Here is a 23,075-nt window from a genome sequence, read left to right as displayed (position 1 = left end):
GTCGGGTCGTCAGGTGAGTGGCTTGACGGGCTTGTCGGTGGGGTTCTTGGGCCGCTTGTTCGGGCGGTAGCTGGGGCCGTTCATGATCACTTGGTGGCTGGTGTTGATGACGCGGTCGAGGAGGGACTCGGCGACGACGGGGTTGGGGAAGAGGGGATACCAGTCGCTGGGTGCCCGGTTACTCGTGATGATGAGAGATCTGCCCTGGCGGGCGGATACGAGTTCGTAGAGATCGTCGGCCTGAGTGGCGTTCAGCTGGCGCATGGCGAAATCGTCGAGGACCAGGACGTCGAAGCGGACCAGCTCGCGCAGGCGCTTGTCCCAGGTGCGGTCCGCGTGGCCGCCGGCGAGGTCGGCCAGGACGCGGCTGGTCTTGGTGAAGCGGACGTGGGCGCCCTGGCGGACGGCGAGGTGGCCGAGTGCCTGGGCGATGTGGGTTTTGCCGACGCCGACGGGACCGAACAGGATCACCGACTCGCCCGCATGGAGCCAGCGCAGGGCTCCCAGGTCTCGGATCTGGGCTGCGGGCAGCTTCGAGGAAGCCGTGAAATCGAACTCCTCCAGGGTCGCCTGCTGCTCGAACTTTGCTCGATGCAGGCGTCGTTGGAAGGCGACGGTCTCGCGGCGGGTGATCTCGTCCTGGCAGAGGACCTGAAGAAAGTCCAAGTGGCCGAGTTCTCCGCCGTGGGCCTGGTTCAGCCGGGCGTCCAGGGTCTCGAGCATGCCCGAGAGCCTCAGGCTCTTCAGGGATTCCCGCAGGGCGGTGTCCATCACGCTCATCACGCATCCACCTCGGCTTCGTCGTGGTCCTGGTCGTCAAGGCGGCCGCCCGTCGGGGACGGGATCTGGGCGGTGGCCGCGAACAGCCGGTCCGGGCCGTGGAGGAACGCGGCAGCGCCCGCGTCCCCGCTGGCTTCCGGCTCCGGATCGGTCTCGGTGCCGGCGACGAGGATGCCCTTGACCGTGCGGTAGGAGGGATCCCCGACGGTGATCGCCTTCGCGCAGGCGGCCTCCAGGCGGGAGTCGCCGAACTTCTTGCGCAGTCCCAGCACCCCCTGGGCCGCGCGGAGCCGGTAGAGAGCGCTGACCTCCAACAGGTCGTCGATCAGTTCGCGGCAGGCGTCCCCGACCTCGGATGCCTGGCTCCGGCACCAGACCGGCGTCCTCATCTGGAAGGCGATCTTCTCGGGTGGATAGTCGTGCTTGTCGGTGCGTTTCCCCTGGTCGAGGGCGACATGGGTCTTGACCAGCTCTCCGTCGAGGAAGACCTGGACCATGGTGGCCGTCGAGCGGACGTCGACCTTGCGGCCGATCAGCTTCCAGGGGACCGAGTAGAGGGTGCGGCCGACCTTGATGTGGATGTCCGGCCCGACGGTGGCCGTCGACCAGCGGGACAGGACGAACGGGGTGGGTGGCAGGGGGAGGAGTTCCGCGGACTCCAGGGCCTCGAACACCGTGAGGGGTGCGGCCCCCTCCAGCGGCCGGCACTGGCGCCGGCCGGCGACCTGCTGGCTCCAGGAGACGGCCTCGGCCTGCATGTGCTCCAGCGAGGTGAAGGCCCGCCCCCGCCAGAACGAGTCGCGGACGTAGGGCATCGGACGCTCGACCCGCGGCTTGTCCTTCGGCTTCAGGGCGCGGGCCGGATCGACCAACGCCCCGTAGTGCGTGGCCAGTTCGGCATACGCTTTGTTGATCTTCGGGTCGTAGAGGTCGGGCTTGTCGACCCCCGTCTTGAGGTTGTCGGGAACCAGCCGGCGCGGGACGCCCCCGAAGTACTGGAAGGCCGCGACGTGGGCCTCGGTCCAGTTGTGCTGGTCCATCATCAGCACGGGCCGCACGAACATGTGCCTCGAACAGGGAAGCACCATCACGAACGCCCAGACGCGGTGGCGCTTGCCGCTGCGCGGGTTGGTCCAGTGCCCCAGGAAGCCGTAGTCGATCTGGGCCTCGTCGCCTGGCACGATCTCATCGCGCAACACGGTGACCTGCGAGCGGGTGACTTCGTCCGGCAGCGTCGCGTGCACCCACCGTCGGAAGGAGGAGATGGAGACCTCCAGCTTCTGCTCGTCCCGCAGTCGCTGGTGGATGGTGGAGACCGTGACCATCCCCAGCAGGTCCTTGATGTAGTCGCGGTGCTGATCGATGTCCGGCCAGGTCAGCTGCCGCAGCCGTCTGTCGGTCAATCCCGGGAACCATCCCTTGATCAACTTCGACCAGTCGGCCTCACTCATCGGTGGACCACCCGGGGCGATCCCCGCGGCCTCCGCCGGTGCCAAGTACTTCCTGACCGTCTTGCGATCCAGTCCCAGGGACGCGGCCAGAGCGCTCTTCGAGCGGCCCGCGTACCAGTGGACGTAGATCTCGGTGATGTCGACCACTACGAACGTTCTCCTCGCCATCCGGGCTGCCCATCAGCCTTCCGACAACGAGACGACGGCCCTCAGCCGCCTCCGCGACGACCAGGTCCACCAGTCCCGGCCTCCGCGCTACCCATGGCCAACTCGGTGAACGCGGCCTGGGGAATTACGTGATCGTCAAACCACCCTTGCTGGGGAAAAACTTGATCGTCGACAGACCTGAAGCCGGAGTGCAGCTGCTTCTCGGCCTCCCAGCCGGGCAAGGGCTCCGCCGACCACGGCAGGGCACGGGCGTACTCCTCGTACGCGGCACGGGTGCGGTGGAGGTTGAGCTGGGCGTCGCGGAGGTCTTGGGGGAAGTCGTACGTGGCCACAACCTAATAGTACGGCTGTTCGAATTTGGGATGCGTGATCCGCGCCGAGAACCTAGGGGCGCGCCACCCGATCGGACGTGGTGCCGAGGGTGCCCAACTTCTGTTGTCGACCGCAGCGAGCGCACGAAGTAGGCCACCTTCGACGGAACGCTCCCCGGCGCAGAGGCCTCAGGGTTAGCATCCGCAGGTTCTGAACTCGGGGGAAGGCGAACGTATGCGGTTCCGGGCGTGGCTGGAGTTATGGGGAGCGAGGGCCCTCGACTTCCGCAGTGGTGACGACAAGGCGGAGATCTATAACCGGTGTGTGCTAGCCGCACTCAGCGCGCACGAGACGGAGCGACTGCTTGATGTACGCGACGGGGTAGACCGCAGGGCCGTCCTGCGGCACATGAGGACAGCGCGGTATCACCGGTACACCACCATCCGTTGCCCATCGCCCGCCTTCGACAGAGCGATCGAGGCTCTGGATCAGGCTCGGGAGAAGCACGAGAGAGCGGCGCGTGCGACGCAGTGGGACTGGCGGGTGGCCTGCTCCCTGACCCTTCTCAGTGTCCTAGCACTGTTGATCTTCGGGGGCCCTTTCGTCCTGCTTCTAGCGGCTCTGGTAGCAGCGGTCACGATGATCACGCTGGCCTGGCGTGGCTCCTCGGCGTGGACCGACCTGAGACAGTGCCTGATCGCTGCGGGACTGGGGGTCGGCTGGCTGGTTCAGCGCGTAGAGGTAGGGGCGTGCGCCGCTCGGTGGGGTGAGGAACTGCAGGAGGAAGGGACCAAGCCGGTGGTGGCCGATCTTGTCCGCCACCTGCTGGGCGATGACCCTGATTCTCTCTTCATCCCTGACGACTACGAATGGGGCCTGCGAGCGCCCCGGTCCCCGGGATACATCGTTGAGAACGTGGCTCGGCGGCAGCTGGAGGGCAAGCTGTCGCATCTCGAGGACGGCACCATCGCCGTCTGCGGGCCACGAGGTGCAGGCAAGACGACGCTGCTGGAACAGTGCGTCGAAAAGGCCGGCTTCGGCGTGATCGTCCAAGCGCCAGCCACCTACGCACCTCACGACTTCCTGCTGTCACTGTCGGTGCAGCTGTGCGAGAAGTACATGCGCGGCCAGGACTACGAACCCACCAGCTTCGCGCGACTCTCGCCAGCACGCCGGCTGCTGCGGCGTGTGCGGCTCCGGGCAAAGCGGCTGAGCCGATGGAGCTCCTTCGCCGTGCCCGCCGCCGCCCTGGTGGTGCTAGGCCTGTCCTCCCCGGTGCACTCTCTGTACGAGCAATACGCCCCGTCTGTAGCCGACGACGTGCGCACCTTCACCAACGCGATACGCGACGACATGACGGCAATCTGGCAGGGCCACACAGTCATCGCGAGTTTGACTGTCACGATCGCCGGGATCGTCTGGTGGAGGTCGAGGCACGCAGCCTGGCTACCGCGCACTCTGGGCCGCCTGTGGATGCGTGGCATCAGACCCGTAGGCCTGCTCCTGGCGTGCGCATCCGCCGCCACGGTCCTGCTGGACGAACAGATCCGCCAGCAGGTCCGGCACCTCCACAACACCCAGGCCGAGACCCTCTACAAGACCCTCGCCTATGCAGGAGTGCTGCTGGTTGTGTGGTGGGCCTTGCGTATCGCCCGTGATTCCGAGGTCGAGCTCCCCCTAGGACGGTGGCGCATCTCCTTGGAGAGCGTCTTCCGCCTGCCCGCAGCCCTTGCCGGGATCTGCCTGCTGCTCTTGCTCATCGACAACCCGCAGACACGATCCCTTCTCGCGGATCCGGATAACCCGCTGCGGCTGGCAGGCGTCATCGCCGGAGTCCTGTTGTCGAAGGCAGGGGACTGGCGCCCGCAGGCGGAGGAACCCGAACTGGTCACGCGTTGCCAGAACCACCTCTACCGCCTGCAGACGATCCAGCAGGCCACCCACGGGCTGACCACCGGGGGCACTGCCCAGATCATGAGTCTGGGTACGAACCACTCCGCGTCCGTCTCCACACTTCCCCCGAACTACCCGGAACTTGTCGCAGAATTCCGCGACCTGCTCAGGTGCATCGCCATCGAGAGAACCGAGGCGGGCAAGACCGTCGTGATCGCTATCGACGAAGTGGACCGCTTGGGCGCGGACACCGATGCCCTGGCGTTCCTCCGAGAGATCAAAGCCATCCTGGGCGTTCCCCTGGTCCACTACCTGATCTCCGTTGCCGAAGACGTCGGAGCCGCCTTCGTCCGCAGAGGTCTGCCACACCGGGACGCCACCGACAGCTCCCTGGACGACATCATCCACGTCCAACCGAGCACCCTCAGCGACTCACGCACCATCCTCGCCAAACGCTCCCAGGTCCTGAAGGACCCTCACATCCTGCTCGCTCACGCTCTGTCCGGCGGCATCCTGCGCGACCTGCTCCGCTACGGACTGCAGCTCCGCGAGACACAGGAGAAGGCCCAGTCCTACGAACTCACAGACATCTCCCGTCATCTCATCCTGGAAGAGCTCGCGGAAACCTTCGCCGGCTTCCGGACGCTGCTGAGCAAGCAGCAGTGGACGCACGACAACAACCGCGTCCTCGCGTCCTTCCGCACTCTCAGCAGCTACCTGCGCGACCCCTGCCCCTGCATAGAAGCGGATGTGTTGCGCACACTGGACCACTTCGCCTTCTACGCTGACGGCCCTCAACCACATCCCATGAACGCCGGCGACTCACCGCACCGATCACCGGACGACCCCGACCTCAACCAAGACGCACGTCAACTGATCGACGAAGCTTCTGCATACGCCTACTTCTCACTCACCCTGCTCGACATCTTCAGCACCGAAGGACTTGAACGCCGCACGCAACTGGCAGCCGAGCACGGCCAGGACGGCGATCCTGAACGGCTGGCCGACGCACGCCAGGAACTCGGGATATCGCCCTACAGCGCCCGGTCCTTGATCGACACCATCCGCAAGGCGTGGTCCCTGCCTCTGGGACCGACTCCTGGCAGCCGCATCCCGGCATCGGCCTTGGAATGCTCCCGCCACGGGGGCCGGCCCGCCTCTGGGAGGTGAAAGCGGCGGGGGCGCTATGGTGCCCCGTTCCTTTATCAGCTGCTGGTCCAGGTGGTTGCGGCCTGGATGGGGGCGGGTCGGGGACGTCCGGGGGAGGGGGTGCGGTTGCCGGCTGTGCTCAGGACCTTCCCGAAGGCGGCGATGAGGTCTTCGACCCGGGCGGCGGGCCCCGAGCCGGGGACTGGTGGGAGTGCCGCAGGCGCGGTCTCGGACCCGGTCCCGGGCGAGGCCTTGAGGGCCTGGTGCCACAGGGGTTCGAAGTAGGTGTACTCGCCGTCGAGCGTCTGGACGAGGATCTGGACGTCTTCCCAGGACCCTGCGGTAGTTCCTTCGAGCAGCGCGGTGACGAGATCCTGGGAGAGGGCGTAGCCGCTGTTCACGTATACCGACCACGGGGTCGGGCTTCCGGCCCGGAGGTGTAGATGCCGCAGAGCGGAGGCAAGTCCTTCGGGCTTTGTCGCCTTGCGGCTGCGGCGGACCTCGGCGTCTTCCCAGACCTTTCTGAGCACCTCGGGGTCCGCGCCGCAGGCGCGGGCGAGTGCTGCGGTCGCTTCCCAGCTGGGGAACCTTTCTCCGTTCATCGCTCTCGACAGGAAGCTGGGAGAGAGCGACGTTCTCTTGCTGAGGGCTCGGAGGCTGTGGCCTGATGCCCGCTGAAGGTTGCTCAGCACGCAGGCGAAGTCCTGAGGCCCGGGAGCACAGGGTTCCGGCGACGGGTCTGGGCTCTCCTCCTCGGAAGTCTTGGTGGGGTCTGCTGGCACAGCGAAGGGAGAGGAGGGAGAGAGCACAGCCGACGGAGAGCTCCGGGGGGCCGGACGGGGCGCGGGCACCCTGACGTGAGCGCGGCTTAGGGCCCGCTGCACCACCGAGGAGCTGTACTTCTTGCGCACAGTGTCTTTGCTCATGCCGAGCAGCCGCCCTATCACCTCCCACGACGCGCCCATGCGCTTCGTGCGGCCGACCACGGGCGGCAGGAGCTGCTCGATGCGCCGTTGAAGCTGGAGCAGGCGCTCCAGCGGCTGCTCGGCATCCGGCGTCGGGGTATTCAGGGCGCGCTGCAGGTCGCGGACCTCTGCCTGCACCGCGCTGAGCTCGATGCGCAGGAACGTGTCGAACTGGCTGGTGTCGGGGGGCGGCTTCTGCCGCTGGGTGTGCGCAGTCTGCCGGCATTTCGTGCTGCAGTACTCGCCCGGCCGGCCGGTGCGCCGGACCGTTCGCAGGCCCCCACACCATTTACAGTTGTCAGGCGAAAATGTGTTCCCCACCATGCTGCTTTCGCTTTCTGCCATGTCCGCCCCCCGGGCGACGAAACGGGTTCCGCCGCCCGGGGAATCGTGATGAAAACGGGTGCTCGCCCGGCCGTTTCGTCAGAGAAGCGACCCGGTGTTGTCTGAAGGGCAGTCAGCGGCGCTTCGTGTTCAGCCACACCATGAGCGCCCAGAGAGCCACGGGCGCCGCCATGATGGCCAGGGCCGCGTACCCGGGCGACCCGGGAACCACGATCAGCGGGGGAAAGGCGACGGCCGCGGCACCGGGCGAAGCCTGCGCGGTGTTGCCCGGGGCCTCTGAGTTGTTGACAGACATGTTGTTGTCCGCGACCAATTTGTTACTGTCACCTGCGAGTCGGCGCCAGAGGCGTTTGATTCGAGATCGATCCGGGGACGTAGGCATAGAGACCTCCTGGGTCGGCGTCACATGAGGAGCGCGAGCCCGGGTCCGTGAGAAGAGCGGGTTCGCGCTCCGTGAGCGTAATGACACGCTCTGCCCAACGCCATTCGGGCATATGCGCCCATTGCCTATACAAGTCCGGGCTGATCGGACACTTTCGTCGCCATCGGACGGGCAATCCGCATGCAATTCCGATAAGAGCACCCATTCGGAACGTGATCTTGGTATTGCCAGCGAAGGCCACCATCGGGTGCCGCGGTCGCCGAAGAAGGCCTACACGCGCGAAAGGCGCCAACCGCCCCGCCTGGGTGTCCCCCGAACGCCGGCGCATCCCGTCGGACCGCCCTCGCCGGCGCACTGAACCGCCGTACGGGGCTTGGGCGTGCAAGCTCAGAGCCACCATCCAGTCACGATGCCGTGCCTCCGGCTCCTCCAGTGATCACGGGCCGGTGAGGATGTCGTGGGTGCCGATGCGGCGCCAGATCACGTGCGGTGTGCCGGGACGGACCTCGGTCCCGTACTCGAACGTGGCGCGTCCCGCGGGCCCGGTCCCCATGGACCAGGTGAGTTCGTAGATCCCGGCCGCACGTTGGACGCGCTTGACGCGTAAACCCTGGCGGAACTGGCGGCCGGTGCGCAGGTCATCGACGAAGGCCGCCACGGTCCGGCGGAATCGGCGGCGCTGTTGCGGGGTGAGGTGTTCCAGGTCGGTGGTGAATCGGGGCAGCGTCTCGAAGGTCGGCACGTCGGTCCTCCAGGCAGCAAGAAGCCCCCAGCGCAGCCAGGGGCGGAGAGTCGGTGACGTCGTGCAGGGCGCGGCGTTCTCGGCCGTCGGTGGGGGAGTGGTTCGTAGAGGTACGCGTGGTGGCGATAGAGGCGTCTACTGATGCGACTTGGGGCGTGTGGTGCATGCGGCCGCGCAGCATTTGCCTGGCCCAGGCGGTGTCCGCCAGGCGGGCATGACGTCGCAGCAGATGCCCGCCCGGCGGGATCGGCCGTGAAGTTCCGGTGAACCCTCCCGCCTTACGGGGGCGGCTCTTTTGCGCAGGTCAGAGCGCGTGTTCGCTGCCGGGATGCTGAGTGTTGCGAAGGTTCAGAGGGCCAATGCGTGGCGGTACTACGTGCGCGGAGTCGCGTTCGGGGACGGCCGCCGCCCGGTCGGCCAGTCCCTCAATGCCGCCCAGGAGATGGCCGGCCTTCCCCCGGGGAGGTGGTGGGGGCGCGGCCTGGCCGCGCTCGGGTTCACCGCCGGGCAGACGGTGACCGAGCGGCAGATGGAGCTGGTCTTCGGGCAGGGCCGGCACCCGGACGCCGACCGGATCGAGCGCGAGCTCCTGGACGACGGCGTTGCCCCGGAGGCGTCCCGGCTGGCGACCGTCCTGGGGCAGCCGGTCGAAGAGATCGAACGACGCAAGGCGACCCCCTTGTTGGCACTCGACTACACCTTCCGGGCGCAGGCGTCCCTGATCGTGCTGTGGGCGCTGGGAGATGCTCACACCCGGCGGGTCATCGAGCAGGCGCACGAGCGGGCCATCGCCACTGCGCTGCGCTGGCTCGAGGACGAGGTCGCGGAGACCCGGTGGGCTTCGGGCCGCGGCCGCGCGAAGACACCGGCTCTCGTGGTCGCGGCGTTCCGGCATTTCGACAACCGGGACGGTTTCCCGCTCCTGCACGAGCACTGCCTGGTCCTCAACCGCGTGCAGCGCCTGGACGAACACGGCGAGCCGAAGTGGGGCGCGCTGGACACGACGCGGCTCTACAAGCATGTGGTGGCCGCCGGGACGCTCTACACCCTGGCGATGACGACCGAGGTGTGCGAGGAGCTCGGGCTCGCGACGGTGCCCCGGGAGGTGACGCCGGGCCTGCGCCCGGTGATGGAGATAGCCGGCGTCGACCAGGTGCTCATCGACTGGTCCTCCACTCGCCGCCAGCGGATCGAGGACGCCCTGGAGGGCCTCACCTACACGTATGTCCAGGAGCACGGGCGGCTGCCCGGCGAGAAGGCCCGCCACGGCCTGGGGTGGCAGGCGGCGCAGGACACCCGCCCCGAGAAGAAGACCCCGCGCCCGCTGGAGCAGCTCCTCGCGTGGTGGCGCTCCTCTGCGGTGCTGAAGTTCGGCAAGCAGATGGTCGACGGGCTCCTGGACCGCTGCCGTACGGTCGGGGTGGCGATCCGGGCCCGGGTGGACCCGGTGGTGGACACGATGCTCGCCGCTGTCGACGTCGCCGCGGTCGTCTTCACCGTCCGCAGGAACTTTGCCCGCCGCCACGTCCTGGCCGAAGCGCGCCGGCACCTCCTGGAGACCCTGCGCGGCCGCGCGTTCACACTCGGCCTGGACGACGACATCGCGAACCGCGCCCTGTCCGAACACGGCCGTCAGACCACCGTGCCCCAGCCCGGCCGGCGTGCCCCGGCCGCCGACCAGATCTTCTACACCGCCGACTTCACCAAGCCCGACCCCTGGTTCATTGCCGGTACCGGCGGCAGGCCGCCCAGGGAGTCGTCCCGGTACGAGCGGGCCCGGGTCGCCAGCCTCGCCCTACGCAACGTGATCCGCGCCGCGCGCACCGGCGAGCAGCACCACGACCCGGCGTCAGCCCCGCCGCACGCCGTCGACTACCCCGGCCGGGACGCCGCCCTCACCTCGGTGCAGCGGACAGCCGCCGTCCACGCCCACCAGCAGGCCGCGATGCCCGACGTGTACCTGGGAGGCCGGACGACCGACCCGGCGACGTGGCTGCGCACACCGGAGAGCCTGGAGCGCTTCGCCGCTTTCACCCGCGCGGCCAACGCCCGCCGCCGCGCCATTGAGGAGCGACAGCACCCGGCTGCTGACTCGGGCAGTCCGATCGACCGGCACCGCCAGGAGCACGAGCAGCAGCACCGGCAGTCCGGCCAGGACCACGGCCCAGGCTTCCAGCCGTGACAGCCCGCGTGGGCCCGTCGGGCGGGACAGGCGCCGAAGTCACCGGGCCAGACGCCGGGACGCGACCGGCTCCCTCACCGCCGAGATCACCGGGGGCAGCGAGAGTGCGGGGGACCGCTCCCTTCGAGCACGGAGGCCTCATGGTTGCCCCGACGCTGCCGCACCTGTCACCGGCGCAGCGCGAGCGCCTGGAGCAGCTCGCCGACGCGGCCCGGCTGCGCACGGCGCTCTACCCGGTGCCGAAGCCGCCACCAGCCCGGCGCCGCTCCCGTACGCGGCAGTACCCCGGAGGACGGCCGAACTGGTGGCGGAGCGGGCGGGGCCGCCGCCGGAGATGAGTGGCGACCACGGTGGTGCGGATCGGCTGGTCCACTCCGGCGCGCCCACCGCGCCCCACCGGGGTGAGGGAGTGCGGGACGCCCCGGCATCCGGCGGGCTCGGTGCGCTTCAGCGGCGCACCGGTGTGCCCGACGACGCACTTCCACCGCACCACCGCACCGCACGGAGGGGAGTGGACACCACACCCCGCTCCACCCGGTGCGCGTACGGAGGGTGACGGTGCATCGGATGCGGTGCACTCGATGCACCCCCCTGACCAGGTGTGCCGCCGGATTCCACCCAGCCCATCGGGTGGAAAGCAACCCTTGTCCAGCTACGCGTTTCCACGTGACCTTCGATGTTTCCCCTTGACCTTGTCCGCTACCTCTTCGGAGGTGGGACACACCGGGCCCTCGATGCCTGGTGGCGGAGGGGAGATGTCTCCCTCCCGGCACACCGCGCACCGTCACCGTCCGTAGGCCGGTGCGCGGCGCGGACGATGCCGCGCAGCGCCGTATCGAGGCGCGTCCCACCGGGTGGGAGTGAGCCTCCGCCAACTTGAAGTCGCAGGTCAGCGGTCTGGTGTGACCGGCTCTCGAAGTGCTTACGCTGGTCGTGGGCGGCTGTCTGCGGAGTAGATCATCTGACGGAGCCGGACGTTTCGCTGGTTTCTACTCGCTGGGGTCAAGCGGCCATTTACGATCCGTGCATGGATCCCGAGCTGCTGGTGCGGATCACCGCGCGACGCGCGGAACTGGACGAACTCGAAGAACGGCTGACCAAGCAGCTGACGGAGGTGCGGGCCGAGCGCGACGAACTTGCTGTCGCCGAACGGGTCCTTGAGCGGGTGAGCGAACAGATCGCTGATGAGCGCGTCTCGGCCTCGCCGGTGCCCGCGCAGGTGGGCGGGCGGGCGGTCATGCTGATCCCACACCGCACCTCCGATGTGGAGGAGAGCGTGCTCCCGCCGGACTATCAGCGCATTCTCGCCAGCGTGCGGCAGGCCGCGGGACCGGTCATGGCTCGGCAGGTCGGCGAGTTGCTGGGAGTGGACGTCAGCGTCCGGGCCAAGCTGGAACCGCTGCGCGGGAAGCTGGTCAGACTCGTCGACCGCGGCTGGCTGCGGAAGCTACCCGACGGCCGGTTCACCACCCGTCTGTGACCGGCTGCTGATCACGTACTTCGCCCCATTCGACAGATCGTTGCCAGCGGAGGGGGAGCTGCTCGGCTCTCCTGCTGAAACTCGCGATAGAAGTTGCCCATCACCGCGGCGACCGGCGCGTAACGGACAAGGAGCGACGCGATCGACGCGGGAACCTCCTGTGGGGGCATCCCTTGGGCGCACGTATTCACAAACGTCTTGCGTTCTTCCGGTGTGTATCCGTAGAGAGCGACGGCCAGCCAGTTCACCAGGTGGGTGACGGCGTAGCACTGGTCGTAGGTGCGGTGCTGGTCGAAGAAGTCGGCCTCGTCCCGTGTGAGGTCGAAGCGTGAGGAGATCGCGAGGCCGTAGTCGGTGAAGAAGAGCTGTCGGCCGTCGGTGAGGATGTTCTCGAAGTGGGCGTCGAAGTGCAGAAGCCCGCGGTCGTTCATGAACGCGATTCCGGCTTTCAGCTCGTCGTCGACCATGGCGCAGGCCCGCTCGGCTGCCTCGTCGCCGGCCCCGATCTGGGCGCCCAGCCAGTCGTGCAGGTTCTGCGGGATGTACTCCAGGAACAGCACGAGGCTTGCCGTGGAGTGCTGGAGAGCTTCGATCCGTCGGCGTACCGCTGGTCCGCCTCCCCAGTAGGCGACAGCTCGGTCCACATCGGCCAGTTCCTCGGGAAGCGGCTGGCCAGAGTCTGGGATCACCCGCCAGTGGTACATCAGGGGAAAGCCCTCGTGGTCTCCGGCGATCACCCAGTTCGTCGTCATGGTGTGCGCGGACAGCTCCCGCCAGGCCCCGAACCCCGGGGCGCCGATGGTACCGATGCCGTAGTGGCAGAAGGTCGGGAGTCCGAACAGATTCGCGGTGGAGTGAACATGCTCCGGCCATCGCTCCAGGTCGGTCAGCCGTACCTGCTTGACGAAGACCTGGCTTCCCTCGACCTCCAGCAGGACCGTCTTCCCGCCGATGCCTGACCCCAGCGGTGCGCCGGCGTCGACGAACTCGCGCAGACTGTGGTCACTGCGCAGCGCCAGCGATGTGGAAACAGCGCCGTGGGCGGCCAGACGAGCATCGCGGGACATATCAGGGCCCTTCACTCACGCCTCCAATCGTGCCCCGCCTCTTGTTCAACGGCTTCAGCAGACACCGGGACGCGGCCAAAGGTCACTCTCCCACGTCGGGGCCGGCGAGATGTGGCGTAACTGGGGTCCCTCCGGATGGCGTTGAGGCTGTGTGACGAAAACCGAAGAGCCTGCCGACAAATCCTGCGCACTCACTTACCAGTGCCGTTTACCGCTGTCCACGCGCACCGTCAGCCACCTCGCCGGGCTACTGCGACGCCATCTGAAGGTGATCCGGTCCAGGTGGCGGATCCTGCCGCCCGGAAGGATCGCGGTGATCGTCTTGGCCGTGCTGCGGCACGACCAGCGCTTGGCCGACATGGCCGGCGGCAACGACGTGTCCGAGTCCACCGTCCGCCGCTGGCGCGACGAACTGATCACCCTGCTCGCAACGCAGGCCCCACGACTGGACCGCGCCCTGAAGAAGGTCGCTAAACGGGGCGGGGAGGTTGTCCTGATCGACGGCACCCTCATCCGCACCCAGCGTCGCACTGGCAAGGCAGACCGGCGGAACTACTCCGGCAAACACCGTAACCACGGCCTGCACTTCCTCGCCCTGACCGACGAGAGAGGCCGCCTGATCTGGATATCCGCCGCCCGCCCCGGCCGCACTCACGACATCACCGCCGCCCGCCACGACCACGTCGTGGCCCACCTGCGAGCCGCCGGCCTCGGTGCCCTCGCGGACCTCGGATTCCGCGGACTGGACAACGACGTGCTCGACCCTGTGATCGTCACCGGCTTCATGGCCAGCCGCACCCACAAGCTCACTCCCGGCCAGAAGGACGCCAATCAGGTCCTCGCCACGGGACGCGCACCGGTCGAACACGGATTCGCCCACCTGAAGAACTGGCGGGTCCTCACCAAACTCCGTACCGATCCTGCCCGTGCCACCCACCTCCTGAGGGCGCTCCTCGTGCTGACGAACCTCGAAGTCAACCGCTGACAGACGATCTACGCCGCAGACTGCCGCCCACGACCAGCGGGAGTATGCCGAGGACCAGTCACACCAGACCTCTGACCTGCTTCTTCAGGTTGGCGGAGGCTCACTCCCACTCGGTGGACATCACGGTGGGCTCCACTCCCACTCGATGCGCGCCACGGTGGACTCCACCCTCGCCGATGGACATCAGGGTGGAGTCCACTCCGGCCGACGCGCGCCGCCCGGCCTTCACAGGTCGGGGCCGGCTCCCCTGCTCTGGCCGGGCTGCGCCGTCTGTTGCTGTTGCTGCTGTGCGTCGGCGGCCGGAGCCTGCTTCGCCTGGTGCGCGTGCTTGGTCTGGTCCGCCTGCTCTTCGACCGTGCGGCCGCGGGCCTCGGCGGCACGGGTGAGGGCGGCTAGGTGGGCGAGGTTCTGCGGCGAGGTGATCCACGTCTCGGGGTCCGTGGTGCGGCCCTCCAGGTACTCCTGCGGCATCGCGGCCTGCTGGTGGGCGTGGATGGCGGCGGCCCGCTGTGCCGGGGCCTGAGCGGCAGCCCGGCCGGGATGGTCGACGCCGTGCGGCGCGGCCTGGTCGTGGTCGCCGGTGGGCGGGAGTGCGGCCGACGCGGTCGCGGCCGGGGCTTCGTCCCGTGCGGGCGGTTCGGTGAGGGCGGTACGGATCGCGTTCTGCAGGGCGAGGCTGGCGACCCGGGCCCGCTCGTACCGGGTCGACTCCCGGGGCGGCTTCCCATCGGCGCCCGCGATCCACCAGCGGCTGGGCGAGGTGAACTCGGCTGTGTAGGAGAGCTGATCCGCAGCCGGGGCCCGCCGGCCCTTCTGCGGCACGGTGAGCTGACGGCCATAGCGCTCCAGAGCCCGCTCGGCGATGTAGCTGTCGATGCCGGGCACGTAGGCGCGCCCGCGCAGGGTCTCCAGCAGGTGCCGGCGCGCCTCGGCCAGGACATGGCGGCGAGCGAAGGAGCTGCGGACGGTGAAGACGACCGCGGCGACGTCGACAGCGGCGAGGGCGGTGTCCACCACCGGGCCGACCCGGGCCCGGATCGCCTTCCCGGCCGCACGGCACCGCTCCAGCAGCCCGTCGACCATCGCCTCGCCGAAGCGCAGGACCGCGGACGTGCGCCACCACGCGCGCAGCTGCTGCAAGGGCTTGGGGGTCTTCTTCACCCGGCGGGTCTCCTGCGCCGCCCACCACCCAAGTCCGTTGCGGCCGCGCTCGCCGGGCAGCCGCTTGTGCTTCTTGACGTACTTGTCGGTGATGCGCTCCAGCACCGGCGCCATCTGCTCGCGGCGGGTGGCGGACCAGTCGATGAGCTCCTGGTCGACGCCGGCTATCTCCATGACGGGGCGCAGGCCCGGCGTCACCTCCCGGGGCACCGTTGCAAGCCCGAGCTCCTCGCACACCTCGGTCGTCATCGTGAGGGTGTAGAGCGTCCCGGCCGCCACCACGTTCTGGAAGAGCCGGACCGTGTCCAGCGCGTACCAGGAGCCTCCCGGGCGCTGGGCCCGGTTGAGGACCAGACAGTGGTCGTGGAGCAGAGGGAAGCCGTCCCGGTTGTCGAAGTGCCGCCACTTCGCGACCACCAGGGCCGGTGCCTTCGCGCTCTGACGGCCCGAGGACCACCGGGTCTCTGCGACCTCGTCCTCGAGCCAGCGCAGCGCAGTGGCGATGGCCCGCTCGTGCGCCCGCTCGATGACCCGCCGGGTGTGAGCATCTCCCAGCGCCCACAGCACGATCAGGGACGCCTGCGCCCGGAAGGTGTAGTCGAGCGCGAACAAGGGGGTCGCCTTGCGTCGCTCGATCTCTTCGACCGGCTGCCCCAGGACGGTCGCCAGCCGGGCCGCCTCCGGGTCAACGCCGTCGTCCAGGAGCTCGCGCTCGATCCGGTCGGAGTCCGGGTGGCGGAGCTGCCCGAAGACCAGCTCCATCTGTCGCTCGGTCACCGTCTGCCCGGCGGTGAGCCCGAGCGCGGCCAGGCCACGCCCCCACCACCTCCCCGGGGGAAGGCCCGCCATCTCCTGGGCGTCCTTCAACGACTGGCCCACCGGACGCCGACCGTCCCCAAACGCGACCCCGCGCACGTAGTACCGCCACGCATTGGCCCTCTGAACCTTCGCAACACTCAGCATCCAGGCAGCGAACACCGGCTCCGACCTGGGCAAAAGGGCCGATCCCTTAGGACGGGAGAGTTCACCGGAACTTCACGGCCGATCCCGCCGCACGGGTATCCGCGGTCGCATCGAGCCCGCCGGGCGGACCTCACCAGGGCCAGGAAAATGCTGCGCGGCCACGTAGGCACCACCCGCCCCAACCTGCCCGGGCCCGCGCCCCAGCGAACACCCACCCCAACCCCTTACCGCGTCTCTCACCAGCGGCCTCCGCGGCCAAGCATCCCAACGGCCGGCTCAGCCTAGACACGACCGATGGTCTGCCGACGGCGTTCTCGTTCCGCAGGCTCTTGGCGGTTTCGTCGTTGACGATGATGGTGCGGTGGAGCACCTGCGCCGAGTGGGACGACGAACGCCACACCTACCGTTCCAACCTCGTGGTGACCGCAGAGCCCGCGACGTCGGCCGCTGTCCGGACCGAGCGCGCTTCTTGAGCGCCGTGGTGCCTCCCGACGTCACCCCTGCCGCGCCCTGCGTCCAGCAGTTCCCGCGCAGCCCGGCGCGCCAGTTGTCCCGTCACCGCGAACTCTCCGGTATGTGCTCTGCCCGCGTGTCGCGGGTAACGGGGCTGCCCCTACCGCCTGGTAGGAGCCGGTCCGCTGTTCCCGTCGTCCGGCGTCGGAGCCTGTGCCTTCACTCCGGTTCCGGCACAACCACGACAGGGCAGCCGGAATGGTGCAGGACCGTGTGGGCGACCCGTCCGAGATGAGGCCCCAGTCGGCCGGGATGCCGTCGGCCGACGATGAGGAGGTCGGCGTCTCGCGAGGCGGCCAGGAGGACCCTGCGGGCGGGGCCCTCCACTGTGCGCCGCCTCAACCGAACCTCCATGGGGGCGTCGGCGAGAGTTTCCTCCAGCTCCTTGGCCGCCCCTTCCTCGTGCAGCCGTTCGGGACCACCCGCGAGTAGAGGGTGGTCCACCGTCTCGTGTATGGGGCACCGCCACGCGCGTACCGCCTCCAACGGCACACCGCGTCGCTTCGCCTCGGCGTAGGCGAAGCGCACGGCCGCTGTCGGCGCGTCGGCCACGCCGACGACGATGTGGTGCTGACGTCCGCCGACAGCGCGGTTGCTGTGGTTGCCACGGATCACGATGACGGGGCAGTGCGCTTGTGCGGCCACGGTCAGGCTGACGGAGCCCAGGAGCAGGTCGGCGAGACCGCTGCGTCCACGGGTGCCGACGACCACGGCGGACGCGTCGCGGCTTTCGCGCACGAGGGCGTGCTCAGGCTCCTCCAGCACGTCGGCGGTCGTCACGGGCAGCTCGGCATGATGGCGCAGTGCCCGCATGGCCGCGGCCGCTAGGATGTCCGCCGCGGTGACACGCCCGGACGTGCTGCCGACCTCCGGCGCGAGTGCGGGCCCTTCGTAGCGCTCCCACAGGGAGGCGTACACGATCCGCAGGGGCACCCGGCGCAGGGCGGCCTCGTCGGCCGCCCAGTCGACGGCCCGCAGGCTGGGTTCGGAGCCGTCGACGCCGACGATCAGGGGCAGGTTCATCGCTCTCAGCCTCCCGCGCCGAGGTCGAAGACGATGCGGGCCTTGACCTTGCCGTGCAGGACCTCGTCGATCGATTCGTTGACGGCGGTGAGCGGTCGGGTCTCCTGGATGACCTTCGTCCGGCCGTCCGCGTGGAGCTGGAAGACCTCTGCGAGGTCCTGGCGGGTGCCGACGATGGAGCCGATCACTGAGGTGCCGTTGAGCACGGTGTCGAAGATGGGCACCTGGATGGTGCCGTGCGCGGGTAGGGCCACCATGACGAGCTTCCCGCCGCGCCGCAGGCCCGAGTTCACGGCTTCGAAGGCGGCCGGGCTGACGGCGAGAGCGAGAGCGGCGTGGGCGCCGCCGTGCCGCTTCAGCTCCGCCCCGACGTCCTGGGTACGGGCGTCGATGAGGATGTCGGCGCCCAGTTCCCGGGCGAGTTCGAGCTTCTCGTCGGTGACGTCGATGGCGGCGACGGTGGCGCCGGCGATCTTCGCGTACTGCACCGCCAGGTGGCCGAGACCGCCCACGCCGGAGATGGCGACAAGTTGTGCGGGCCGGACGCCTGCGACCTTCAGGGCCTTGTAGGTGGTGACGCCCGCGCAGGTCAGCGGGGCGGCGTCGATGGCGCTGACGCCCTCGGGCACCAGCTGGGCGAAGTCGGCCCAGGCCAGCATCTTCTCGGCGTATCCGCCGTCGCAGCCGTAACCGGTGTTGACCTGGCTCTCGCATAGCGTCTCCCACCCGGACAGGCAGTGCTCGCACCGTCCGCACGCGCGGCCGAGCCACGGCACGGCGACCCGTTGACCGATGGCGAGATGGGTGACCCCCTCGCCGAGCTTCTCGACAAGTCCGACACCTTCGTGACCGGGCACGAACGGCGGGGTGGGTTTGACGGGCCAGTCACCGTGCGCGGCGTGGATGTCGGTGTGGCACAGCCCGGACGCCTCGACGCGGACACGGACCTGTCCGGGGCCGGGCTCCGGGTCGGGGCGCTCCTCGATGACGAGGGGCTGACCGAATTCCCGTACGACCGCTGCCTTCATGTTGTTCCCGTTCTCTTGTGTACGGATGTGCGTCAGTCGTGTGCGACGACGGCGACGGGCGCGGTGGAGTGGTGCAGCACCGCGTGGGTGACGGCCCCGATGTGGGTGCCGAAGGGGTTGCGGCGCACACGTCTGCCGACGACGACGAGGGAGGCGTCCCGGGAGGCGTCGATCAAGTGAGTGGCGGCGCTGCCCGGGCGGGACATCTCGACGACCTCGACGTCCGGGTACTTCTGCCGCCAGGGACGCAGCGTGTCGGCAAGTGCGTCGGCCCGCTGCCGGGTGAATCCCTCGTGGTGCTCGAAACCCGGCCCGATGGTGTAGACGGCGTAGGGCCACGTGTCCCAGGCCTGGACCACGCACAATGGGGTCTCCCGGCGCCGTGCCTCCTCGAAAGCGAAGGCGATGACGGCGTTGTCGGGGCTGCCCAAGCCGAGGACGACGGGCCGGAAAGCGGTGGCGGCGGACGGAATGCCGGCAGGGTCCATGACGTGCTCGTCGACGGCCTGTTCCCCGGCGCGCACCAGGACCACGGGCACCTCGCTCCGGGCGATCACGGCCTGTCCGACGGAGCCCACGAGGAAGCCGCCGAGCCCGCTCAGCGCCCGGGACCCCAGGACCAGCAGCTCAGCGTCACGGGCGGCTTCCACGAGGGCCTCGGCCGGCGTCCCGGTACGCTGCTCGGTGCTGACCTCGACCCCCGGGTGGCGCAGCCTGAGTCCTTCGGCGGCCTCGCGCGGAACCCGCTCGGTCCAGTGCTGGTGGGTCTCTGCTCCCAGGAGAGGGGCCTGGGCCATCGGTTCCGGCACCGGCATCCACACGTGGATCAGCCGTACCGGCAGGTCACGCAGCTTCGCCTCGCGCGCCGCCCATTCCGCAGCGGCTCCGCTCTCGGCCGATCCGTCGAGTCCTACGGTGATCGTGCGGGCCATGATTGGTCCCCTCCTGTATCGGATGCTCTGATTCCAGCTTCACGCTCGGCAGGCTCTCGGGGCAGAGGCCGCTGGTCCCCGGCAGGGGCCGACCGGCCCCATCAGTGCGGGTGTGCGGCGGTCCGAGGCGCCGGTTGCTCAGCCACGGTCCTCCGTTGCCGCGGACGGGACCGGAAACGGACGGCCACAACCGCGCCAGGCCGAGCGGCACCGGAGAGGCACCGCTCGGGCCCGGTTCTAGCCAGCAGTCCGCCCAGGCCGCTCCGGCCGACGCGGGAGAGAAGTCACCGCATCGGGCCGACCACGACGTGACAGAGAAGTCCGGTCCGTCAGCCGGTACGCCGGCGCCGTCGTCGGTGATCGGCAGCCGCACCTCCCTGCCGGGAATCCGCTCGGTCCGCTGCTGCACGGCCCTGGTGCCCGCGAGCACCGTCCGGCATTCCCCGCCTGTGCATGAGGCAGCAGGGGATGAGATCTCTCCCCACGCGCGTCTGTCTTCTCGGATGCCGCGCGGCGAGGGGGTGGCAGTCCTACCCGGGGGGACAGTCGTGAGGCACGACCGCGACGGGGGCTGTGGCGTGGTGCAGAACGGCGTGGGTGACCGGGCCGAGGCGTCGCAGGCCCGCCTCGTGGCTGCGACGCCCGACGACCACGAGGCCGGCATCGGCGCTGTTGGACAGCAGGACCTCGGAGGCAGAGCCGATCTCGAACTGCTCCACGACCTCGACCTTCGGATACTTGTCCCGCCATGGCTTGAGGATGTCGGCCAGGACCTCTCTGTTGATCTGCTCCAGCTCGTTCGCCCCGTCGACCAGATACAGCGAACCCGGACTCCAGGCGAGGGCCGTCGGGACGCTCCAGGCATGTACGGCACGCAGGGCTGCTCCGCGTTCGGCCGCGGCTGAGAAGGCGAACTCCAGGACCGCGTCACCGATCTGGCCAGGTTCCACGCCGACCACCACCTCCGGAGCCTGCTGGGGCGTGCCGGAATGCGGCTTCCCGACCATGACGACCGGCCCGGCCGCATGGCGCAGCACCTTCATCGAGATGGAACCGATCAAATAGCCGGTCAGGGTGCCGTAACCGCGCGACCCCAGCACCAGCATGTCGGCGCGTGCGGCTTCGGCCAGGAGGGTGGGCACCGGGTCACCGACGATCAGCTCGGTCGTGATGTCCAGGCCCGGATGCTGCCCGGCCACGCGGGACCGGGCCTCGTCGAGCATGTTACGTACCCAGCGCTCCTCGGCCGCCCGGTCTCCGACGTACGCCACGTCGGAGGGGCGCCAGAGCCAGGCGTGGACCAGTCGCAGGGCCGATCCCCGGCGCTCCCCCTCCTCCGCGGCCCAGTCGGCCGCCGCCGAAGCGTGTTCGGTGCCGTCCAGTCCTACGGTGATGCCGGACATGTTGCCTCCTGATACTGCCGCTGGGAAAGGAAGGCCCCAGCGGACGTGATGGTGTGAGCCTCACACGTGGCCGGCGAAGGGCGATGGGGCCGATCGTCCCTGGTGTCGGCCTGAGCGGCCCTGATCGTGCTGCCCGACGGAACCCCAAATCGGCCTCGCGCTAAAACGGACGGCCGAGGCCGGAAGGGCCGCTCCGGGGAAGCGCAGGTCTGCTTCCTCTACGGCGCCGCCGGCCTCTACAAGGTGCAGGGCGGCACCTGGGGAGCCGGAACCGCGCTGCACTACGTCCTCAACCTCGACCTGTTCCAGCCGTGGCCCGCGCTCTCCCACTGGGCGGACGACCAGGCGCTCGCCATCGCGGTCGTCGGCTACCTGACCGTGCTCCTCCAGGTCGCCTTCCCGTTCGTGCTGTTCGGCAGGCTCAAGTACCGGTCCTGACCATGCTCATGGGGCTACCGCCGTTCTCCGGCGCGATGATCATCGCCGACGCGGTGTTCCTGCCCGACCGCTTCTGGACCGCGGCCGGAAGCCTGGCCCGCCGGGCACTCGGACGTACGGAAGAACCGCAGCCGACACCGGCAGGGGCACCAGAGGCGCCGGAGGCTGCGGCAACCCCAAGGACGCCCGAAGCCTCGGAGGCACCACGTGGTGCGGTACCGAAGCAAGGCAGCCCCGCCACCCCCGTCGCGACCGTACCTAGGGCACGAATCCTGCACCCAGCCTGCGGCTCGCTGGCAGCGCGCAGGCCGGCGAGCCGCCCGGCATACGGGTGCGGTTGGCGTCGATGAGCCGGTAGATGCCGTGGGCGATCCACCGCACCGGGGCAGGGTCAGCAGACCGCCCAGCCACGCCCAGCCCCCACCGGCGCGCAGCAGCAACTTGGCGACGGCCTGCGCGCCCCCGTACACCGCCCCGAGCGGCGAGATCCACAGCACCTCGTGCTCGGCCCGCTCCTGGGTGACGCCGAGAGCGTCCAGGTCGGCGAACTGCCAGGGGGTCACGGTGCATCGCGGACGCACGTACCGCGTCAGGAAGTTCACCGAGGTCGTGCAAAAGGCGCAGTCGCCGTCGTACACGAGAACAGGTACGGGTCGAGACGTCGTGAACCTCGTCCTGCCCGAACGAGCCGCCCTATTACGGGAGGCCGTCGGCCTCTTCTGCGTGGCCTTGCGCCGGCCCCTCCGGATGCTTCTGAGGTGAAGTTGCTTCGGCGTCTGTGAGGCCCATAACGGGGACGAGGGCGACATGGCAGCTTGCGTGGTGCAGCAGCGCATGGGTCACCGGTCCGAGTTGTAGTCCTAGCCCGGACTTTCGGTGATGTGCGGCGATGACGACGACCGCACTCGTGGTGCTGGCGTCGATCAGAGTCTGGGCAGGGGCGCCGCGTACCGATCGGCTGTCCAGTTGCACAAAGGGGTTCTCCCTGTGGAGGGCTTTCACCACTCGTGCAGCCGTCAGCTCTTCCTGCCGCGCGCGGGACGCACGATCACCGTGTGTGCGGTCGTTTCGGTTGTAGGTCCATGCGTGCACGATGGAGAGATTGGCGTTCCGGCGAAGGGCTTCTGCGAAGGCGAAGGCCGCTGCCGGATCGTCTTCTTCTCCCCGTAGGCCCACCACGACGGTGGGGGGCGATGAGATCGGCTGTGGCGCGGGTTCGTGCCGGACGATGAGGAGCGGGCTTCGGCAGTGTGCGGCCACCCGTAGGCTCACGGAGCCTAGGAGCAGGCCCTTGAAGCCCCCGTTGCCGCGGGTGCCGACGACGGTGAGTGCCGCTGTGCGGCTCCGCTGGACCAGGACTTCCGCTGCGTCGTCCGGGACGGCGGTCGTGGTGACCTGGAGTCCCGGGCTACGGTCTGTGACGTGCTGGGCGGCTTTCGCCAGGATGTCTTGCGGATCATCGTCCAAGGGTTCGTAGGCTCCGCCCCATGGCCAGGCGTGGACGATCTCGAGAGGCACCTGGCGGCGGTGTGCCTCTCCGGCGGCTTGGTCGAGTGCGTGGGTTGCGACTCGGGATCCGTCCGTTCCGACCACGACGTGGCCGTGTGGGGGTTCGCTTCGTAGGCTCATTGCCGCTCCTTCTCATACTGACGGAGACCTTTGCTGAACGCGTTCCGCTGCACAGGCGCGCTTCGGAAATGGCGGCCTTCGGCT

At 69.1% G+C, this 23,075-nt stretch carries 18 protein-coding genes and 2 pseudogenes; 6 read left to right on the top strand and 14 right to left on the bottom strand.

What is annotated here, in order from left to right; all coding sequences use genetic code 11:
• Positions 1 to 9: 9 nt before the first annotated feature.
• From istB to ACK8N7_RS00165, 3 genes are all read right to left on the bottom strand, one after another.
• Positions 10 to 780 (bottom strand): IS21-like element helper ATPase IstB, encoded by a 771-nt coding sequence (gene istB, locus ACK8N7_RS00175; protein WP_500440287.1) that lies wholly within the window; start codon positions 778 to 780, stop codon positions 10 to 12.
• A complete protein-coding gene (gene istA / locus ACK8N7_RS00170) occupies positions 780 to 2,378 on the bottom strand; it encodes an IS21 family transposase (protein WP_500440286.1) in 1,599 nt (532 codons plus the stop codon). Before istA ends, istB begins: the two co-directional genes overlap by 1 nt.
• Before the next feature lie 62 nt (positions 2,379 to 2,440).
• Positions 2,441 to 2,731, bottom strand: coding sequence for a DUF8825 domain-containing protein (locus tag ACK8N7_RS00165; protein ID WP_500440285.1), 291 nt, complete (start codon positions 2,729 to 2,731; stop codon positions 2,441 to 2,443).
• 619 nt (positions 2,732 to 3,350) lie between these two features.
• Here ACK8N7_RS00165 and ACK8N7_RS00160 point away from each other — a divergent pair.
• On the top strand, positions 3,351 to 5,774 hold the full coding sequence (locus tag ACK8N7_RS00160; protein ID WP_500440284.1) for a P-loop NTPase fold protein: 2,424 nt from the start codon (positions 3,351 to 3,353) through the stop codon (positions 5,772 to 5,774).
• A gap of 35 nt (positions 5,775 to 5,809) precedes the next feature.
• On the opposite strand, the gene ACK8N7_RS00155 is transcribed toward ACK8N7_RS00160, so the two are convergent.
• From ACK8N7_RS00155 to ACK8N7_RS00145, 3 genes are all read right to left on the bottom strand, one after another.
• Positions 5,810 to 6,679, bottom strand: a complete 870-nt coding sequence (locus ACK8N7_RS00155) for a helix-turn-helix domain-containing protein (protein ID WP_500445633.1) — start codon at positions 6,677 to 6,679, stop codon at positions 5,810 to 5,812.
• A gap of 496 nt (positions 6,680 to 7,175) precedes the next feature.
• Positions 7,176 to 7,358, bottom strand: a complete 183-nt coding sequence (locus ACK8N7_RS00150; protein WP_143194893.1) for a hypothetical protein — start codon at positions 7,356 to 7,358, stop codon at positions 7,176 to 7,178.
• 523 nt (positions 7,359 to 7,881) lie between these two features.
• Positions 7,882 to 8,187 carry a hypothetical protein gene (locus ACK8N7_RS00145; protein WP_500440283.1) on the bottom strand — a complete coding sequence of 102 codons (306 nt, stop codon included), beginning with the start codon at positions 8,185 to 8,187 and terminating at the stop codon, positions 7,882 to 7,884.
• Between the two features lie 328 nt (positions 8,188 to 8,515).
• On the opposite strand from ACK8N7_RS00145, the gene mobF (ACK8N7_RS00140) reads away from it, so the two are divergent.
• From mobF (ACK8N7_RS00140) to ACK8N7_RS00130, 3 genes are all read left to right on the top strand, one after another.
• On the top strand, positions 8,516 to 10,369 hold the full coding sequence (mobF, locus tag ACK8N7_RS00140) for a MobF family relaxase (protein ID WP_500440282.1): 1,854 nt from the start codon (positions 8,516 to 8,518) through the stop codon (positions 10,367 to 10,369).
• 140 nt (positions 10,370 to 10,509) lie between these two features.
• Positions 10,510 to 10,707, top strand: a complete 198-nt coding sequence (locus ACK8N7_RS00135; protein WP_500440281.1) for a hypothetical protein — start codon at positions 10,510 to 10,512, stop codon at positions 10,705 to 10,707.
• Positions 10,708 to 11,396: 689 nt separating this feature from the next.
• A complete protein-coding gene (locus ACK8N7_RS00130) occupies positions 11,397 to 11,849 on the top strand; it encodes a hypothetical protein (RefSeq protein WP_500440280.1) in 453 nt (150 codons plus the stop codon).
• An 11-nt stretch (positions 11,850 to 11,860) separates the two neighbouring features.
• Here the strand turns inward: ACK8N7_RS00130 and ACK8N7_RS00125 are convergent, their stop codons facing one another.
• A complete protein-coding gene (locus tag ACK8N7_RS00125; protein WP_500440279.1) occupies positions 11,861 to 12,916 on the bottom strand; it encodes a protein kinase family protein in 1,056 nt (351 codons plus the stop codon).
• A 151-nt stretch (positions 12,917 to 13,067) separates the two neighbouring features.
• Here ACK8N7_RS00125 and ACK8N7_RS00120 point away from each other — a divergent pair, with 151 nt between their 5' ends.
• Positions 13,068 to 13,901 carry a transposase family protein gene (locus ACK8N7_RS00120; RefSeq protein WP_500440278.1) on the top strand — a complete coding sequence of 278 codons (834 nt, stop codon included), beginning with the start codon at positions 13,068 to 13,070 and terminating at the stop codon, positions 13,899 to 13,901.
• 225 nt (positions 13,902 to 14,126) lie between these two features.
• Here ACK8N7_RS00120 and mobF (ACK8N7_RS00115) read toward each other — a convergent pair whose 3' ends face one another.
• From mobF (ACK8N7_RS00115) to ACK8N7_RS00095, 5 genes are all read right to left on the bottom strand, one after another.
• Positions 14,127 to 16,025: a MobF family relaxase gene (gene mobF / locus ACK8N7_RS00115; protein ID WP_500440277.1), complete on the bottom strand. Its 1,899-nt coding sequence runs from the start codon at positions 16,023 to 16,025 to the stop codon at positions 14,127 to 14,129.
• A 672-nt stretch (positions 16,026 to 16,697) separates the two neighbouring features.
• Positions 16,698 to 17,561 (bottom strand): universal stress protein, encoded by an 864-nt coding sequence (locus tag ACK8N7_RS00110; RefSeq protein ID WP_500440276.1) that lies wholly within the window; start codon positions 17,559 to 17,561, stop codon positions 16,698 to 16,700.
• A gap of 5 nt (positions 17,562 to 17,566) precedes the next feature.
• Positions 17,567 to 18,589, bottom strand: a complete 1,023-nt coding sequence (gene adhP, locus ACK8N7_RS00105; RefSeq protein WP_500440275.1) for an alcohol dehydrogenase AdhP — start codon at positions 18,587 to 18,589, stop codon at positions 17,567 to 17,569.
• A 32-nt stretch (positions 18,590 to 18,621) separates the two neighbouring features.
• Positions 18,622 to 19,521, bottom strand: coding sequence for a universal stress protein (locus tag ACK8N7_RS00100; protein WP_500440274.1), 900 nt, complete (start codon positions 19,519 to 19,521; stop codon positions 18,622 to 18,624).
• Between the two features lie 530 nt (positions 19,522 to 20,051).
• Positions 20,052 to 20,924: a universal stress protein gene (locus ACK8N7_RS00095; RefSeq protein ID WP_500440273.1), complete on the bottom strand. Its 873-nt coding sequence runs from the start codon at positions 20,922 to 20,924 to the stop codon at positions 20,052 to 20,054.
• Positions 20,925 to 21,125: 201 nt separating this feature from the next.
• Here ACK8N7_RS00095 and ACK8N7_RS00090 point away from each other — a divergent pair.
• Positions 21,126 to 21,712: pseudogene (locus tag ACK8N7_RS00090) on the top strand (HTTM domain-containing protein); the annotation flags it as partial.
• Here ACK8N7_RS00090 and ACK8N7_RS00085 read toward each other — a convergent pair.
• Together ACK8N7_RS00085 and ACK8N7_RS00080 are read right to left on the bottom strand one after the other, a co-directional pair.
• Positions 21,621 to 22,000, bottom strand: a pseudogene (locus ACK8N7_RS00085) (thiol-disulfide oxidoreductase DCC family protein). The pseudogenes ACK8N7_RS00090 and ACK8N7_RS00085 overlap by 92 nt on opposite strands.
• 58 nt (positions 22,001 to 22,058) lie before the next feature.
• Entirely contained in the window at positions 22,059 to 22,991 is a 933-nt protein-coding gene (locus ACK8N7_RS00080) for a universal stress protein (RefSeq protein WP_500440272.1), read from the bottom strand.
• Positions 22,992 to 23,075: the final 84 nt, after the last annotated feature.

It is taken from the genome of Streptomyces griseobrunneus, assembly GCF_046713465.1.
GTDB classification, from domain to species: domain Bacteria; phylum Actinomycetota; class Actinomycetes; order Streptomycetales; family Streptomycetaceae; genus Streptomyces; species Streptomyces microflavus.
The sequence above is the reverse complement of the archived record's forward strand: the minus strand, read 5'-3'. Positions and strand labels throughout refer to the sequence as shown.

Bases quoted from the DNA above. Each gene is read 5' to 3' on its own strand.
- ACK8N7_RS00135 (WP_500440281.1), top strand. From the start codon at position 10,510: ATGGTTGCCCCGACGCTGCCGCACCTGTCACCGGCGCAGCGCGAGCGC.
- mobF (WP_500440282.1), top strand. From the start codon at position 8,516: ATGCTGAGTGTTGCGAAGGTTCAGAGGGCCAATGCGTGGCGGTACTAC.
- ACK8N7_RS00125 (WP_500440279.1), bottom strand. From the start codon at position 12,916: ATGTCCCGCGATGCTCGTCTGGCCGCCCACGGCGCTGTTTCCACATCG.
- ACK8N7_RS00150 (WP_143194893.1), bottom strand. From the start codon at position 7,358: ATGTCTGTCAACAACTCAGAGGCCCCGGGCAACACCGCGCAGGCTTCG.
- ACK8N7_RS00100 (WP_500440274.1), bottom strand. From the start codon at position 19,521: ATGGCCCGCACGATCACCGTAGGACTCGACGGATCGGCCGAGAGCGGA.
- adhP (WP_500440275.1), bottom strand. From the start codon at position 18,589: ATGAAGGCAGCGGTCGTACGGGAATTCGGTCAGCCCCTCGTCATCGAG.
- istB (WP_500440287.1), bottom strand. From the start codon at position 780: ATGAGCGTGATGGACACCGCCCTGCGGGAATCCCTGAAGAGCCTGAGG.
- ACK8N7_RS00110 (WP_500440276.1), bottom strand. From the start codon at position 17,561: ATGAACCTGCCCCTGATCGTCGGCGTCGACGGCTCCGAACCCAGCCTG.
- ACK8N7_RS00130 (WP_500440280.1), top strand. From the start codon at position 11,397: ATGGATCCCGAGCTGCTGGTGCGGATCACCGCGCGACGCGCGGAACTG.
- ACK8N7_RS00160 (WP_500440284.1), top strand. From the start codon at position 3,351: ATGATCACGCTGGCCTGGCGTGGCTCCTCGGCGTGGACCGACCTGAGA.
- ACK8N7_RS00095 (WP_500440273.1), bottom strand. From the start codon at position 20,924: ATGTCCGGCATCACCGTAGGACTGGACGGCACCGAACACGCTTCGGCG.
- ACK8N7_RS00080 (WP_500440272.1), bottom strand. From the start codon at position 22,991: ATGAGCCTACGAAGCGAACCCCCACACGGCCACGTCGTGGTCGGAACG.
- ACK8N7_RS00155 (WP_500445633.1), bottom strand. From the start codon at position 6,679: ATGAGCAAAGACACTGTGCGCAAGAAGTACAGCTCCTCGGTGGTGCAG.
- mobF (WP_500440277.1), bottom strand. From the start codon at position 16,025: ATGCTGAGTGTTGCGAAGGTTCAGAGGGCCAATGCGTGGCGGTACTAC.